Below are 15013 nucleotides of genomic sequence, written 5' to 3'. Positions count from 1 at the left end.
CCTCCGGCTCGGCCTCGGCCTCGGCCTCGGCCGGCGCGTCGGCGTCCGCCGCGCCGAGCCTGATGGCGCTGCCGGCCGGCGTGCCGCAGCCGTCCACGTTCACCGTGAACGTCTACAACGCCACCAGCCACGCGGGCCTGGCCGGTCAGACGGCCAAGCTGCTGGCCCAGCGTGGCTTCAAGATCGGCAAGGTCGCCAACGCGCCCGCCCCGCTGGAGGGCAAGGTCACCGGCACGGCCCAGGTCATGGGCGCGAACGCCAGCAAGGCCGCGATGCAGCTCGTCGGCTCCGAGGTCTCCGGCGCCGGCACGACCGTGGACACCCGCACCGACGGCACGGTCGACCTGGTGATCGGCAACGGCTTCACGGCGCTGCAGAGCCCGGCGCAGGCCGCGCAGGCGCTGTCCCAGGCCGTCGACCCCTCCCCCACGGCCGGCGCCCACTGCTGAGGCCCGCCTGACGGAAAGACCGGGGACTCCGAGCTCAGGCTCGGGGTCCCCGGTCTTCTCGGTCCGCTCGTCGCCCGCGGCTCAGTCCCCGGCGGTGCCGTAGAGGCGGTCGCCCGCGTCGCCGAGACCCGGGACGATGTAGCCGTGCTCGTTCAGGTGGTCGTCCACCGCGGCGGTGACGATGGTGACCGGCATCCCGGCCAGCTCCTTCTCCAGCACCGCGACGCCCTCCGGCGCGGCCAGCAGGCAGATCGCGGTGACGTCGGTCGCGCCGCGCTCGATCAGCAGCCGGATCGCCGCGACCAGGGTGCCGCCGGTGGCGAGCATGGGGTCGAGCACGTAGACCTGACGGCCCGAGAGGTCGTCCGGCATCCGGGTGGCGTAGGTGGAGGCCTCCAGGGTCTGCTCGTTGCGGACCATGCCGAGGAAGCCGACCTCGGCGGTCGGCAGCAGCCGGGTCATGCCGTCCAGCATGCCGAGTCCGGCGCGCAGGATCGGCACCACCAGCGGGCGCGGGTAGCTGAGCTTGACGCCCGTGGTGACCGCGACCGGCGTGGTGATCTCCACCTGCTCGGTCCGCACGTCCCGGGTGGCCTCGTAGGCCAGGAGCGTCACCAGCTCGTCCGTCAGGCGACGGAAGGTGGGGGAGTCGGTGCGCTCGTCACGCAGGGTGGTCAGCTTGTGGGCGACCAGGGGGTGGTCCAGGACATGAATCCGCATGGGACGACATTAACCGAGCGAAACCGCCCCGAAGCCCCATCCCCGCAGCACCCCGTGCGTGCATATCCCTGGTGGCCTGGGCAGGAGCAGGAGAGAGTTGAGGGAACGGACAAGCGACCCGCAGGGGTGACCGCCGCATGCCGAAGTCGAAGCGGACCGCGAAACGCGCGGCCGACGAACGAGTGGAGCCTCCCGTGGAGGGCTCCGGCGACACGCCCGTCGAGGATCCCGCCGAGCGTCGCCGCCGCCGCGCCGTCTTCCTGCGCGAGCTCGCGGAGGCACGGGCGCTGCGGGAACGGGTCCAGCCACGACGCACCAAGGCGATGCGACTACGCCAAGCTGCCCGGATGCGCACGTTCCGCTTCTGATGGGACACGGATCGGTCAAGGATCCGTCGCCCAGCCGTCTTCTGGTGGTGGATCTCGCCAACTCCTCGACACGACCTGGGAAGACGCGCGCCGGAACACTCCCCGGAGGGCACCGCTTTCTGTCACGATGCCGATGGGGCGTCCGTACGTGGGGGCCCTGGACCGCACCGACCGGTCCTAACGGCCGAAGACCTGGGAGAGTCGCTGGTGGCGTACTTCGCTGCATTGCTCGCTCGCACCGAGGACGGGTGGGACGTGAGCGAGACCGATCTCGACGACGTCGAAACCCTCGCCGACCTGGCCAACCTGGCGCGCGAGGCCGCAGAGGACGAGGAGACCGTCCTCGTCTTCATCGAACAGGAGGACGCCTGGTTCGCCGTCGTCCGCGTGGACGGGGAGGACGACCCCCGGGTCTTCGTCTCCGACGCGGCCGCGGCCTCCCGCAGCTCCTACGGCGAGCTGGTGCTCACCGACGAGCTGCTGGGCCGCGAGGGCGAGGACGAGCTGGGTGATCTTGATCACCTCGTCGCCGAGCTGGACGACGAGGAGGACACGGACTCCGCCGAGGCGGACGACGACGAGGACGGCTCGGACGACACCGGCGAGCAGGGCATCCCGTCCGGTCCGCTCGGCGACGCCGGGCTGCTGATCGAGTTCGGCTTCGGCGCGAAGGAGCTGATGGACCTGGCCGCCGAGGGCTCCGTCCCCGGCGACGCGCTGAGCGAGATCGCGGAGGCGCTGGGCTGCGGCGAGGTCCTGGAGGCGGTTCGGTAAGACTGGTCCCCATGACCCGTCTGCCCGCCCCGGTCCGCCTCGACCCCGTCCGCAGCCGCTGGGAGCCGGCGATGCGCCTCGCCCTCGCCGAGGCCGCGCTGGCCCCGGCGACGGGCGACGTCCCCGTCGGTGCGCTGGTCCTCGCCCCGGACGGCACGGTCATCGGCCGGGGCCACAACGAACGCGAGGCCGTCGGCGACCCGACGGCCCACGCCGAGGTTCTCGCCATCCGCGCGGCAGCGGGGGTCGTCGGCGAGTGGCGCCTGTCGGGCTGCACGCTGGTGGTCACCCTGGAGCCCTGCACGATGTGCGCGGGCGCGATCGTCCTCTCCCGCCTGGACCGCGTCGTCTACGGCGCCCTGGACCCCAAGGCCGGCGCCGCCGGCTCCCTCTGGGACACCATCCGCGACCGGCGCCTCAACCACCGCCCGGAGGTCGTCTCCGAGGTCCTCGCCGCCGAGTGCACGAGCCAGCTCCACGCCTTCTTCGACACCCACCGCGAGTGACCCCGCCCACCCCGCCGAAAGGCGTTTAGGAGCACACGCCGACGTCCGGTAGGCTGTCCCACGGTAGCGTGTCCGAGCGGCCAAAGGAGCACGCCTCGAAAGCGTGTGTGGGGGCAACTTCACCGTGGGTTCGAATCCCACCGCTACCGCTCTGAGCAGGATAAACGAGGGGCCCCGACCGTCACGGTCGGGGCCCTTCGTCGTGGTGGTCCCAGGCGCCCGGTGCCACCGGAGAGAGTGAGCAGACCGGCCGCCACGCTGTTTCCGCTGGGCGTGGGACAGCCGGACACGGTGAGCGTCCGCCAGTCGCGGGAGAGGCGCTCCTGCACCAGGAACCACCGGCCGGGCGTACCGGTGGTCGCCGTCCTCTTGTGCATTTCTTACCGGTCGTCAGGTCCGTTTCGCACCGGCCAATCGGTCAAACCCTGGCATTCGGTCACCCGCGCGCGGACGCGGCCCGCAAACCGACCTGCACCGCCCTGAGCTGCGTCGCTACTGTATGGCTGCGGCCGGCGAGGCCGCCTTTCCGAGGACCGCGCCCCTGCGCGACCCGCCCTGCCGCACCCGCCTGCCTGCCGGAGCCCACATGACGTTCCGATCCCTTGCCGCGCTCACCGTGCTCACGGTGACCGCCGGCGCCGCGCTGGTGGCCGTGCCCGCCGCCGCCCAGACCGCGACCACCACGACGACCACAACCGGCACGCTGTACGTGTCCGACACGTCAGGCTGCACCGACAGCTCGACCCGCACCGCGGGCCAGTACTACTGCACCGTCCAGGCCGCGGCCGACGCCGCCCAGCCCGGCCAGACCGTCCTGCTGGCCCCCGGCACCCACCCCGGCGCCGTCACCCTGACCCACTCCGGCCAGCCCGGGGCGCCGATCACCATCAGCGGCGCCAACCCGAACTGGCCCTACGACGACGGCGGCGTCTCCGGCTCCGCCCTGCCCGCCTTCACCCTGAACAACGTGCACGACATCGTGCTCACGTCCATGAACCTGCTCAGCAGCGGCCCCGTCGTCGCCGTCAACAGCGGCTCCGACATCTCCGTGACCGGCGACAACATCACGGACGACGCCACCGCCGCGGCGGGAGACACCTCGGCGGTCACCTTCTCGCAGCCGGGCAGCGGCGTGCAGGTCGTGCGCAACACGCTGCGCTCCCTCTACGGCACGAGCCTGACGGTCAGCCAGGGCACGGGCGGCGCAGTGGTGGCGAGCAGGAACATCGTGCTGGCGGGCGGGGGGCACGGCATAGCCGTGACCGACACGGAGGCGGACCTGGCCGGCAACACGTTCGTCGGTGTCTGCGCCGACCGGATCCAACTGGCCGGCAACTCCGCCGGCTCCGTGATCGAGAACAACGTCCTGACGCACCCCGCCTCCGGTCCGCCCTGCCCGGCCGGTGGCGACGGCGCGCAGATCAGCGTCTCGGCGGGTTCCGTCACCGGCACGACCGTGGACTACAACGTCGTCAACCCGGCCTCCGGAGTGGCGCCCTACCTCTGGGACGGCGCCGGCTACGACAGCCCCTCCGCGTTCAGCGCGCAGACCGGGCAGGGTGCCCACGAGCTCGCGGCCGACCCGCAGCTGGGCCAGGGCTACGTCCCGGCGCAGGGATCGCCGGCCATCGACTCCGGAGACGCCCAGGCCACCGGCGAGGCGGCGCTCGACGTCAACGGTCACCCGGCCGTCGACGACCCGCTCACGCCCAACACCGGCAGCCCCTCCGGCTACCTGGACCGCGGCGCGGTCGAGCTCCAGGACCCGTACGCGTTCACCGGCGTCACCGTCGACCACACCAGCGGCAGCTTCCCGCTGACCGTGACCGCGGACGCCACCGTGAACAACCCGTGGTCGGACGCGATCAGCTCCTACACCTGGAACTTCGGCGACGGCACGCCCACCGTCACGACCACCACGCCGACCTACGCGCACACCTACACCACGGCGGCGCCGGCCGGCGGCTTCACCATCACCGTCTCGGTCGCCGCCAACGGGGTCAACCGCACGCAGACCACGACGGGGATCCAGGTCACCGACCCCGGACCGCTCGCCCCGAACCTGCTCGTCGCCGACACCGGCGCCGCGTGGAGCCGGTCCGTGCACGTCGACACCACGGGCTCGACCGACCCGCTGCCGATCACCCAGCGGACGCTCTCGTTCGGTGACAGCACCCCCGTCCAGGACATCACCGCGACCGGCACCGCCGACCACACCTACGCGGCGCCCGGCTACTACGTGATCACGCTGACGGAGACCGACAGCGACGGCCGCACGAAGAGCATCAGCACCAACGAGAGCTTCGGCACGCCCTCCGTCGACCGCCACGACCTCTTCGCCCGGGACGCCGCCGGCAACCTTTGGCGCTACCAGACGACCGGTCAGACGGCCGCGCCCTACCTGAGCCGGGTGCTCGTCGGCGGCGGCTGGAACAGCTACAACCAGATGACCCTGCTGGAGGGCTACGACGCCTCCGGCTACGGCGACATGTACGCCCGCGACACCAACGGCGTGCTGTGGTACTTCCCGGGCTCGCCCAAGTCGGGCGGCCCGTTCCGAACCCGGATCCGGGTCGGCGGCGGCTGGAATATCTACAACACCATCGTCGGCGTCGACGGCACCGACGGCCTGGTCGCCCGTGACACCAGCGGCGTGCTCTGGCTCTACCCGCTCACCGGCCACCCCAGCGCCCCGCTGGGCGCGCGGATCCGGGTCGGCAGCGGCTGGAACGCCTACACCAGCCTCGTCGGCATCGGCATGATCGGCGGCGACAACGCCGGCGACCTGCTGGCCCGCGACACAAGCGGCGCCCTGTGGCTCTACCAGGGCACCGGGAACGCGAAGGCTCCCTTCAGCGCCCGCGTCCGGGTCGGCGGCGGCTGGAACACCTACAACAGCATCGTCGGCGCCCGTGACGTGAACAACGACGGCTACAACGACGTCGTCGCCCGCGACACCAGCGGCGTGCTCTGGCTCTACCAGGGAACGAACAACCCGATGGCCCCCTTCCGTACGCGCACCCGCGTCGGCGGCGGCTGGAACACCTACAACCTCGTCTTCTCCTGACGGTCCTCGCTCCTGGCGGAAGGCCCGCCCCGCACGCTGCGGGCGGGCCTTCCGTCGTCCCAAGGGCTGAGACTTCGGTTTCTCGCGAATCCGGAGCCCTCTTGTCGCGCGGCGCGCGGGCGCGGCAGGGGAATTTGCGGTCGGGGCGGGGGCGGGTCGGAGGATCTGCGCCCGGGGTTGGGGGGCGGAGAGAGCGGACGCGCGGGGGTGTCCGTTTTGCGCAGTAGCGTCGGGGGTCCGCGCTCTGCGCGAGCGGCCGAGAACCACGCGAAAAGGACCCGAAGTGACGCGCCTCCCCACCCCGTTCCCCGGCGCTATCGACGGACCCCGGATCGCCGGGCTCGTCGAGAAGCACGGGACTCCGCTGTGGGCCTACGACGCGGGCACGATCCGTGCCCAGATCGCGCGGCTGCGCCGGTTCGACACGATCAGGTACGCGCAGAAGGCCTCGTCCAACACCCATCTGCTGCGCCTGATGCACGCCGAGGGCGTGCTCGTGGACGCCGTGTCGCTCGGCGAGATCGAGCGGGCGCTCGTGGCCGGGTACGACGTCGCGGGCGAGCACGAGCCGGTGGTGTTCACCGCCGACCTGCTGGACCGGGCCACGCTGCGCCGGGTGGTCGAGCTCGGGGTGCCCGTCAACGCCGGGTCGCCGCAGATGCTGGAGCAGATCGGGGCGGCCTCGCCCGGACACAAGGTGTGGCTGCGGATCAACCCCGGGTTCGGGCACGGCCACAGCCGCAAGACGAACACCGGCGGCGAGCACAGCAAGCACGGCATCTGGCACGAGCACCTCGCCGAGAGCCTCGCCCTCGTCCGGCGCCACGGGCTGGACCTGGTCGGCTTCCACATGCACATCGGCTCCGGAGTGGACTACGGTCACCTGGAGGCCGTCTGCGAGACGATGGTCAAGCAGGTGCGGCTCGCCGGGCAGGACGTACGGGCGATCTCGGCGGGCGGCGGCCTCTCCGTCCCCTACGCGCAGGGCGAGCCCGAGCTGGACACCGACCGCTACTTCGCGCTGTGGGACGCTGCCCGGCAGGAGCTGGTCGGCGAACTCGGGCACCCCGTACGGCTGGAGATCGAGCCGGGTCGGTTCCTGGTCGCCGCCTCCGGCGTGCTGGTCGGCGAGGTGCGGGCGGCCAAGCCGGTCGGCAGCAACGACTTCGTGCTGGTCGACGCCGGATTCAACGACCTGATGCGGCCCGCGATGTACGGCAGCAGCCACCGCGCCACACTGCTCTCCCCCGAGGGCGAGCCGCGCACCGAGGCGGTGCGCGACACGGTGCTCGCGGGGCCCCTCTGCGAGTCCGGCGACGTCTTCACCCAGAGCGCGGGCGGCGAGGTCCACCCGGTGCCGCTGCCGTCGCCGCGCGTCGGCGACCTGCTGGTCTTCCACGACACCGGCGCCTACGGCGCCAGCATGTCCTCGACGTACAACTCCCGCCCGCTGATCCCCGAGGTCCTGATCGACGGCGACACGACCCGCCTGATCCGCCGCCGCCAGACGGTGGCGGAGCTGCTCGCGTTGGAGGAGACCGCCGGGTGAGCCGTCCCGGCCGGGCCCGCCCCCTCGTACGGGCCCGACCGGGACTGGGAGGGGTGGAACAGGTCCGCGCCCTCCGTCGCGTCGCCGCAGAGCAGGTAGCCGTACCGGCTCAGCTCCGCGCCGCGTGCTCGCACCAGTTGTGCGAGCTGATCCGACCACTCGGTCACATGCCCCTCCCGAAGCCCGTCACCCGGTAACACGAACAGCTGTGCCGTTTCGTTGGGGGCCTCGGCCAAGTCATGGGGAAACGGCAGGTCACAGCCGCCTCAGCCGACGTCGGAGCTGGTCGCGTTCGGCGGGGTTGCGGGTGCGGGCGAGGGCGCGTTCCAGAGCCTGCGCGGCCTCCTCGGGACGGCCGAGGCGGCTCAGCAGGTCCGCACGGAGCGCGTGGAGGAGGTGGTAGCCGTCCAGGCGCTCGGCCAGGCCGTCGACCTCCGCCAGCGCGGCGACCGGGCCGGCCACCTGGGCGAGGGCGACGGCCCGGTGCAGGGCCACCACCGGCGTGGGCGCGACGGCGAGGTGTTGGTCGTACAGCCGCAGGATCTGCCCCCAGTCGGTGGTCTCGGCGGTCGCCGCGTCGCTGTGCACGGCGTTGATCGCGGCCTGGATCTGGTACGGTCCCGGCCGGTCGCGCCGCAGGCAGCGGCGCACCAGCGCCTGGCCCTCGGCGATCAGGTCCGCGTCCCAGCGAGCCCGGTCCTGCTCGGCCAGCAGCACCAACTCGCCGTCCGGGCCGAAGCGCGCGGGGCGACGCGACTGGATCAGCAGCATCAGCGCCAGCAGGCCCGTCACCTCGGGCTCGTCCGGCATCAACGCGACCAGCAGCCGGCCGAGCCTGATCGCCTCCCCGCACAACTCCTCCCGGACGGGGTCGCCTCCCCGGACGGGCTCGCCTCCCAGGGCGTCCTCGTTCGCCGCACCGGCCGTGCCCTCGGCGCTGACTGGGCCCCCGGCGTCGGCCCACCCTCCGGCATGGCCCATGCCGTCGGCGTCGGCCGACCCCTCCGCATGGCCCCTGCCCTCGGCGCGGGCCGGGCCCCCGGACGGGAGATAGCCCTCGTTGAAGATCAGGTAGATGACCGCGAGGACCGGGCGCAGCCGGTCGGGGAGGTCGGCTTCGTCCGGGACGCGGTAGGGGATGCGGGCGTCGCGGATCTTGCCCTTGGCGCGGACGAGGCGTTGGGCCATCGTGGGCTCGCTCACCAGGAACCCGCGGGCGATCTCGGCCGTGGTGAGGCCGCCCAGCAGCCGCAGCGTCAGCGCGACCTGGGCCGGTTCGGCCAGAGCCGGGTGGCAGCAGGTGAAGATCAGGCGCAGCCGGTCGTCGTGCACGGGCCCCTCCTCCGCGTCCGGGCCGTCGCTGCCCCGGGGAGCGTGCAGCAGCAGCGCCTCCGCCTGGCGAGCGTCCCGGGTGGCCTCGCGGCGGGCGCGGTCGACGGCCTTGTTCCGGGCCGTCGTGATGATCCAGCCGGCGGGGCTGGGCGGCAGCCCGGCCGTGGGCCAGCGTGCGGCGGCGGCGGTGAAAGCCTCCTGGACCGCGTCCTCGGCGAGGTCGATGTCGCCGAGCGCGCGGACCAGGACGGCCACGGCCCGCCCGTACTCCGCTCGAAAGATTCGCGCGATGTCCTCGGGGGGGACCGCGTCACCGCCGTGCGCCACCGGCACGGGGTCAGTCCTCGACCTCGCCCTGGAACGGGCGCACCTCGATCGGCAGGCCCGTCGCTTGCGCGTAACGCCCGCCCCAGGCCAGCGCCGCGTCCAGATCGGCGGCCTTGATGATGGTGAAGCCGCCGAGGTACTCCTTGCCCTCGGTGAACGGCCCGTCGGTGATCAGCACCTCGCCGTCCTTGGGCCGCAGCACCGTGGCCGTGCTCGGATCGTGCAGGCCCTGGCCGAAGACCCAGTCCCCGGCGGACTGCAGCTCGGTGCGGATCGCGCCCAGCTCGGCCATCACCTTCGCCAGGAAGTCGGCGTCCGGGATCGGGCCCTGCGGCTGGTACATGCTGAGCAGGTACTGCTTCTTCATGGTGTCGCCTCCTCGTGCGGTGTCACCGTCTCTCACCCTCTATACGAGCGGGGTCGGGCGGAATCGACAGCGGCGACGCGCGGATCTTCGGGACCGGCTCAGCCGGTCCAGTGGCCCGGCCGGGCGAGCGTCGCGGGCAGGCGCGTCGCCGCGTCGCCGCGGGCGGCGTTCAGCTGAGGCTGGGTGAGGAACAGGACATCGGTGAGGTCCGCGCCGCGCAGGTCCGCACCCCGCAGGTCCGCGCCGATCACGTCGGCCCCGCGCAGGTCCGCGTCGCGCAGATCCGCGCCGATGAGGTACGCGCCACGGAGGTTCGCTCCGCGAAGCGCGGCCCGCCGCAGCTTCGCGCCGATCAGATCGGCGCCCCGGTGGTTTCGCCGGCGTCCGGGCAGCCCGGCACGGGTGAGCTCGCTCGCCTCCCGCAGCAGCTCGCTGACCCCCGCGCGGACTTCCGGGACGTCCAGCGCGGCGAGCGTGTCCGCGTCCTCGCGCGTCATGGCCTCGACGTCGTCCGTCGCGCGGCGCAGCCGCGGGACGAGCGGCGCGGCGGCGGGGAGGCCGATCGCCTCGTTCAGGTACCGGAGCAGCTCGTGCAGCTGCCGCATCACGGCGAACGCCGTGAACATCGCCGGTGCGGAGGCGGGCTCACGCCGCCAGTCGACGCCGCCGAAGGTCAGCTGGGACACCTTCTGCCCGGCCCCGAAGCAGTCGAAGACGGTGCAGCCGGAGTACCCGGACTCCCGCAGCCGGGCGTGGATGCCGCAGCGGAAGTCGTCGGAGAGGTTCCCGCAGGGCGTCCCAGCGGGCTTGTTCTGCGCGAAGTCCGCCGACTTGGCGAAGGGGAGCGCGACACAGCACAGACCGAAGCAGCTGCCGCAGTCGGAGACGAGGGAGAGATCAGCGGACACGTCCTCAGTGTCCCAGGCCGGTGCCCGCACCCGCGAAACCCGCGAAGGTCCCGCTCCCGGCGCCGACCACCCTGCCATGGCGCCGGGAGCAGGACCTCGCACGGAAGGGGAGCAGCGACCGGTGATTCGCTGCCGCTCCCCTGCGGAGTTCCCCATCGAGGACGCGCCCGGGAAGGGAGGCGCCGTCGATCCCACAGCGGGAAATCCGGTCCACGTACCGGGGAGGTTCCTGCCGACCCGCCCGGTACGTCTTCCACTCTGCCGCCGGGCGCCGCCGCCCGGAGGCGGCGTTGGACCCGATCTGCGGGGACCTTGGTCCTTTCGGCTTGACGCAGCGCTCACATGCGCCCGGGGGGGCGGGTTAGGCTTCGCCCGTACGGGTGAGGGCCCGCACGGGTGAATGAGCGTCAGGGCTTCGGCACGGGGGAGGTGCACGGGATGGGGCAGGCCAGGAAGATCATCACCTGGGCCGTCGTGATCTTCGTGCTGTACACGATCATCACCTCTCCGGTCCGGGCGGCCGATCTGGTGCAGGTGGGCTTCACCGGCATCTCCCACGCGGCGAAGGCCGTGGGCACGTTCATGAGCAGCCTGATCAAGTGATCCCGCAGGTGAAGTACCCTCGGGGCACTCGACCCGCCAAGGAGTGCCTCTCATGATCCGCCACCTGGTCCTGTTCAAGCTGAACGACGGCGTCACCAAGGACGACGCGCGCGTTCCAGAGGCCGTCGCCGCGTTCGAGAAGGTCGGCACGACCGTGCCGGAGCTGCGCGAGTGGCAGATGGGCTGGAACGTCACCGAGCGGGACATCGCCTACGACTTCGCCATCAACAGCCTGGTCGAGGACCGCGAGGCGCTCCAGGCCTACCTGACCCACCCCGACCACGTGGCCGCCGCCGGGCTCTGGCGCGAGTTCGCGACCTGGGTGATCGCCGACTTCGAGGTCTGACACACCGTCGGCATCCGCGCAACCGGACGATCCGGAGCAGCGGATTCCACCAACACGCGTAAGGCCGGTGCTTGCCCGCCTCCCGACCGACTTGTGATGCTATGACCAGTTTTGCCAGATATGGGACTGGCACTCGCTGAACATCACAAGGGATCCCGAGGGGCAGCGTGGCGATGCAGGCACCGGGAGAGGCCCCCGGCGGAGCGGGCGAGACGACGCCGCCCGCCGAGCCGCTCTCCTCCGCGATCGCGGAGTCACGGGTCGACGTGCGAGCGCTGACCCGCGTGCTCTTCGAGCGCATGGCCGAACTGCCCGTCGGCTCCCCCGAGCACGAACGCGTGCGCGCCGCGCTGATCGAGGTCAACCTGCCGCTGGTGCGCTACGCGGCCGCGCGCTTCCGGGGCCGCAACGAGCCGATGGAGGACGTCGTCCAGGTCGGCACCATCGGGCTGATCAACGCCATCGACCGGTTCGACCTCAGCCGCGGCGTCCAGTTCCCCACCTACGCCCTGCCGACCATCCTCGGCGAGATCAAGCGGTACTTCCGCGACAACGTCCGCACCATGCACGTCCCGCGCCGGCTCCAGGAGCTGTGGGTCCAGGTCAGCAGCGCGATGGAGGAGCTGACGGTCACCCACGGACGCCAGCCCAAGGTGCCCGAGATCGCCGCGTCGCTGCGCATCCCGGAGGAGGACGTGCGGGCCTGCCTGGACGCCGGCCGCGCCTACAACGCCACGTCACTGGAGGCCCAGCAGGAGCACGACGGCGGTCTCGCCCTGCTCGACCGGCTCGGCTACGAGGACGCCGCCCTCACCCATGTGGAGCATCGCGACATGGTCCGCCATCTGCTCGTGCAACTGCCGGACCGGGAGCGACAGATTGTGATGTTGCGATTCTTCGGCAACCTCACCCAGTCGCAGATCTCCACCGAGCTCGGCATGTCGCAGATGCACGTGTCACGCCTGCTCGCACGGATCTTCGCGCGGTTGCGCAGCGGCAATCACTGGGAGAACTGAGGCCTCCTCAGGCGCACGCCCCCACGCCTCACGCCGATCGCTCTGTGTAGTCGAGTGTCCGTCATATGCCGTAATAGTCCTACTGATCAACTTGAGAAATCGCTCCTGACAGCACGTTGCCACCACGTGACATCTGGCCCTCTCGTGGTTTGCCGGGGATCCTGTGCCGGTATCCCAGTGGAGGTACGGAGTCGTCGGCATGTCGACTCATCGATGGCTGAGTTGAAGGGGGTTGCAGCGTGTCCGAGGCTCTCGTCCACGAGGCGCACAGCGCAGACGACGCTCTTGTCCACGGCGCCGTGGTCCTTCCCGCCCAGCGGGCGACCGCTCCGGCGGCCGCTCCAGTAGAGGACGGGCTCGACACCCGCACCCTCTCCCGATCGCTGTTCCTGCGGTTCGCGGAGCTCACTCCGGAGCACCCCGACTACGCCTACGTGCGGAACACGTTGATCGAACTCAACCTGCCGCTGGTCCGCTACGCGGCCGCGCGCTTCCGCAGCCGCAACGAGCCGATGGAGGACATCGTCCAGGTCGGGACGATCGGCCTGATCAAGGCGATCGACCGGTTCGACCACGACCGCGGCGTGGAGTTCCCGACCTTCGCGATGCCGACGATCATCGGCGAGATCAAGCGCTTCTTCCGCGACACCAGCTGGTCGGTCCGCGTCCCGCGCCGCCTGCAGGAGCTGCGCCTGGCCCTCACCAAGGCCGGCGACGACCTCAGCCAGCGGCTGGACCGCAGCCCGACCGTCCCTGAGCTCGCCGAATGCCTCGGCGTCACCGAGGAGGAGGTCGTCGAGGGCCTGGCCGTCGGCAACGCCTACACGGCCTCCTCGCTCGACAGCACGCCCTCCGAGGAGGACGGCGACGGCCCGCTCGCCGAACGCCTCGGCTACGAGGACGCGGCGATGGAGGGCGTCGAGTACCGCGAGGCGCTGAAGCCCCTGCTGGCGCGGCTGCCCGCACGCGAACGGCGGATCATCATGCTGCGGTTCTTCGGGAACATGACGCAGTCACAGATCGGCGAGGAGATCGGCATCTCGCAGATGCACGTCTCCCGTCTCCTCACCCGCACCCTGGCCACCCTCCGCGAAGGCCTGATCGCCGAGGGGTGATCTTGCGCAACCCGCCTGTGCGGATGGTCCTCGTCGAACAGGGCCATCCGCACACAGGCGGCTTGCTCACGCAGTTCGGCGCGCCCCTGGGGGCGACCGTCAGTCCAGAAGGTTCTTCCTCAAGCCCTCCAGCTCGGCCTCGGTGAGACCGAGGCCCTCGTGGAGGAAGGCGTCGAAGGTGGGCCAGCCGGCCTCCACCGCGGCGAAGGAGGCGTCGAGGTAGGCGCGGTCCGCGCGCATGACCGGGCGCATCAGCTCGGGCTCGCGCATGACGCCCTGGGTGCCGAGATGGGCGAGGATGCGGGCGATCAGCCCGTCCGTGCGCTCGTTGGTGAGCAGGTAGTCCTCGTAGACCGTCGCGCGGTCCACGCCGAGGGCGGTGAGCACGATCGCCGCCGTCCAGCCGGTGCGGTCCTTGCCGGCCGTGCAGTGGAAGAAGAGCGGCAGGTTCTCGGGTCGGGCCAGCGCCTTGACCGTCGCCGCGAAGCGCCCGCGGATCTCGGGGTCGGTGACGAACCACCCGTACATCGAGATCATCATCCGCTCCGCGCCGCCGTCGCCGAGCAGGGCCCGCTGGGCGTCGCCGTCCTGCGCGGCGAGGGTGTCCCGCAGCGAGGCGTAGATGTCGTGGTCGGTGGCGAAGACGGGCTGCGCCTCGAGCGCGACGCCGGCCGGGAGCCGGTCCGCGCCGTTCTCATCGACCTCGTTCGTGCCGCGCAGGTCGATCACGTGGCGCAGGCCGAGGCCCTCCAGGGCGGCGAGGTCCTCGTCCGTGGCCCGGTGCAGCGCGTCACCGCGCAGGGCGACGCCGAGGCGGACCGTCCGGCCGTCCGCGGTACGGTATCCGCCCAGGTCCCGGGCGTTCACCGCGCACTGCAGACCGAGGCTGCGCCCCGGGACGCGGTCGGCGCCGGCGTCGACGAGGCTGTCCTGCGGGGTCACATCGGCTCCTCGGTCCAGACGAACGTTTCCTCGTGCAGTCGTTCGCCAGTGTAGGCACCGGCCGGGACCGCACCGAAGAGCACCTTCCCGACCTGATGACCCGTCAGTAGACTGGCGCCTCCGGAGACGGGGCGGGGAGGCGATCGGGGATGGCGCGTTCCACGGCGGGGCTGGTGATCGGCGGGCTGCTCGGCGCCACGGCGCTGGCCCTCGCGGGCTGCGGGACGGAGCGGGGCGGCTCCGTCGCCCTCGGCGGCGACGCTCCGGCGCCCGCCGCGACGACGCCCTCCCAGGGCGGCGTGGTCTTCGTCCCGCTCGGCCCATCCAGCCCGACGCGGTACACCTCCTCCGCGCCGGACACGACCGGCACTTCCGGTGGCGCGGGCACGCCGAACGCGCCCCAAGCCTCAGGCTCAGGCGCGGGCGGCAGCGCGGGCGGCACTGCGGGCGACGCCTCAACCGGAGGCGGCACAGGCCCAGGTACAGGCACCGGCGGGAACGGCGGCGCCCCGAGCGGCCCCCCGGCCCGCGGCGGCAGCGGAGGGACCGGCGGCAGCGGAAGCGGCGGCAGCGGCGGGGGCCCCCCCGGGGGGCGCCCCGGGGGGCGGGGGCCGCCCCCCCCCC

Annotated in this window: 15 protein-coding genes and 1 tRNA gene; 11 read left to right on the top strand and 5 right to left on the bottom strand. The window is 72.2% G+C overall.

What is annotated here, in order from left to right; translation table 11 throughout:
- A partial coding sequence (locus TR48_RS21165) for a LytR C-terminal domain-containing protein (RefSeq protein ID WP_052442853.1) occupies nucleotides 1–449 on the top strand: 449 nt, incomplete at its 5' end.
- Between the two features lie 81 nt (nucleotides 450–530).
- Here the strand turns inward: TR48_RS21165 and upp are convergent.
- Entirely contained in the window at nucleotides 531–1169 is a 639-nt protein-coding gene (gene upp / locus TR48_RS21160) for a uracil phosphoribosyltransferase (RefSeq protein ID WP_042369699.1), read from the bottom strand.
- Nucleotides 1170–1306: 137 nt separating this feature from the next.
- On the opposite strand from upp, the gene TR48_RS21155 reads away from it, so the two are divergent.
- The 6 genes from TR48_RS21155 to lysA all read left to right on the top strand — a co-directional run bounded on the left by TR48_RS21155 (nucleotide 1307) and on the right by lysA (nucleotide 7433).
- Nucleotides 1307–1537, top strand: coding sequence for a hypothetical protein (locus TR48_RS21155; protein WP_042369697.1), 231 nt, complete (start codon nucleotides 1307–1309; stop codon nucleotides 1535–1537).
- 207 nt (nucleotides 1538–1744) lie between these two features.
- The gene (locus TR48_RS21150) at nucleotides 1745–2311 is read left to right on the top strand and encodes a tRNA adenosine deaminase-associated protein (RefSeq protein ID WP_042369696.1); all 567 of its coding nucleotides are present in this window, start codon (nucleotides 1745–1747) and stop codon (nucleotides 2309–2311) included.
- 11 nt (nucleotides 2312–2322) lie between these two features.
- Nucleotides 2323–2817, top strand: a complete 495-nt coding sequence (gene tadA, locus TR48_RS21145; protein ID WP_052442852.1) for a tRNA adenosine(34) deaminase TadA — start codon at nucleotides 2323–2325, stop codon at nucleotides 2815–2817.
- A 62-nt stretch (nucleotides 2818–2879) separates the two neighbouring features.
- Nucleotides 2880–2966 (top strand) — tRNA-Ser (locus tag TR48_RS21140).
- Nucleotides 2967–3403: 437 nt separating this feature from the next.
- Nucleotides 3404–5884 (top strand): PKD domain-containing protein, encoded by a 2481-nt coding sequence (locus tag TR48_RS21135; protein ID WP_042369694.1) that lies wholly within the window; start codon nucleotides 3404–3406, stop codon nucleotides 5882–5884.
- 283 nt (nucleotides 5885–6167) lie between these two features.
- Nucleotides 6168–7433, top strand: a complete 1266-nt coding sequence (gene lysA, locus TR48_RS21130) for a diaminopimelate decarboxylase (RefSeq protein WP_084729611.1) — start codon at nucleotides 6168–6170, stop codon at nucleotides 7431–7433.
- 255 nt (nucleotides 7434–7688) lie between these two features.
- On the opposite strand, the gene TR48_RS45670 is transcribed toward lysA, so the two are convergent.
- The 3 genes from TR48_RS45670 to TR48_RS21115 form a co-directional block, all read right to left on the bottom strand.
- Nucleotides 7689–9098 (bottom strand): RNA polymerase sigma factor, encoded by a 1410-nt coding sequence (locus tag TR48_RS45670; RefSeq protein ID WP_236652248.1) that lies wholly within the window; start codon nucleotides 9096–9098, stop codon nucleotides 7689–7691.
- Between the two features lie 4 nt (nucleotides 9099–9102).
- Complete coding sequence (locus TR48_RS21120; protein ID WP_042369692.1) at nucleotides 9103–9459, bottom strand: YciI family protein; 357 nt, start codon at nucleotides 9457–9459, stop codon at nucleotides 9103–9105.
- A gap of 98 nt (nucleotides 9460–9557) precedes the next feature.
- On the bottom strand, nucleotides 9558–10367 hold the full coding sequence (locus TR48_RS21115) for a pentapeptide repeat-containing protein (RefSeq protein WP_042369690.1): 810 nt from the start codon (nucleotides 10365–10367) through the stop codon (nucleotides 9558–9560).
- 396 nt (nucleotides 10368–10763) lie between these two features.
- Here TR48_RS21115 and TR48_RS44420 point away from each other — a divergent pair, with 396 nt between their 5' ends.
- From TR48_RS44420 to TR48_RS21100, 4 genes are all read left to right on the top strand, one after another.
- Nucleotides 10764–10970 carry a hypothetical protein gene (locus tag TR48_RS44420; protein ID WP_152628078.1) on the top strand — a complete coding sequence of 69 codons (207 nt, stop codon included), beginning with the start codon at nucleotides 10764–10766 and terminating at the stop codon, nucleotides 10968–10970.
- A gap of 52 nt (nucleotides 10971–11022) precedes the next feature.
- Nucleotides 11023–11316 (top strand): Dabb family protein, encoded by a 294-nt coding sequence (locus TR48_RS21110; RefSeq protein WP_042369688.1) that lies wholly within the window; start codon nucleotides 11023–11025, stop codon nucleotides 11314–11316.
- Nucleotides 11317–11489: 173 nt separating this feature from the next.
- The gene (locus tag TR48_RS21105; protein WP_063771027.1) at nucleotides 11490–12332 is read left to right on the top strand and encodes an RNA polymerase sigma factor SigF; all 843 of its coding nucleotides are present in this window, start codon (nucleotides 11490–11492) and stop codon (nucleotides 12330–12332) included.
- A 299-nt stretch (nucleotides 12333–12631) separates the two neighbouring features.
- Entirely contained in the window at nucleotides 12632–13447 is an 816-nt protein-coding gene (locus TR48_RS21100) for an RNA polymerase sigma factor SigF (RefSeq protein WP_042369800.1), read from the top strand.
- Between the two features lie 99 nt (nucleotides 13448–13546).
- Here TR48_RS21100 and TR48_RS21095 read toward each other — a convergent pair whose 3' ends face one another.
- Complete coding sequence (locus tag TR48_RS21095) at nucleotides 13547–14389, bottom strand: tyrosine-protein phosphatase (RefSeq protein ID WP_042369686.1); 843 nt, start codon at nucleotides 14387–14389, stop codon at nucleotides 13547–13549.
- Nucleotides 14390–15013 lie beyond the last annotated feature (624 nt).

Origin of the sequence: Streptacidiphilus neutrinimicus (genome assembly GCF_000787815.1) — a bacterium.
GTDB classification, from domain to species: domain Bacteria; phylum Actinomycetota; class Actinomycetes; order Streptomycetales; family Streptomycetaceae; genus Streptacidiphilus; species Streptacidiphilus neutrinimicus.
Note: the sequence above shows the minus strand (reverse complement) of the source record. Positions and strands in the feature narration are given on the sequence as shown.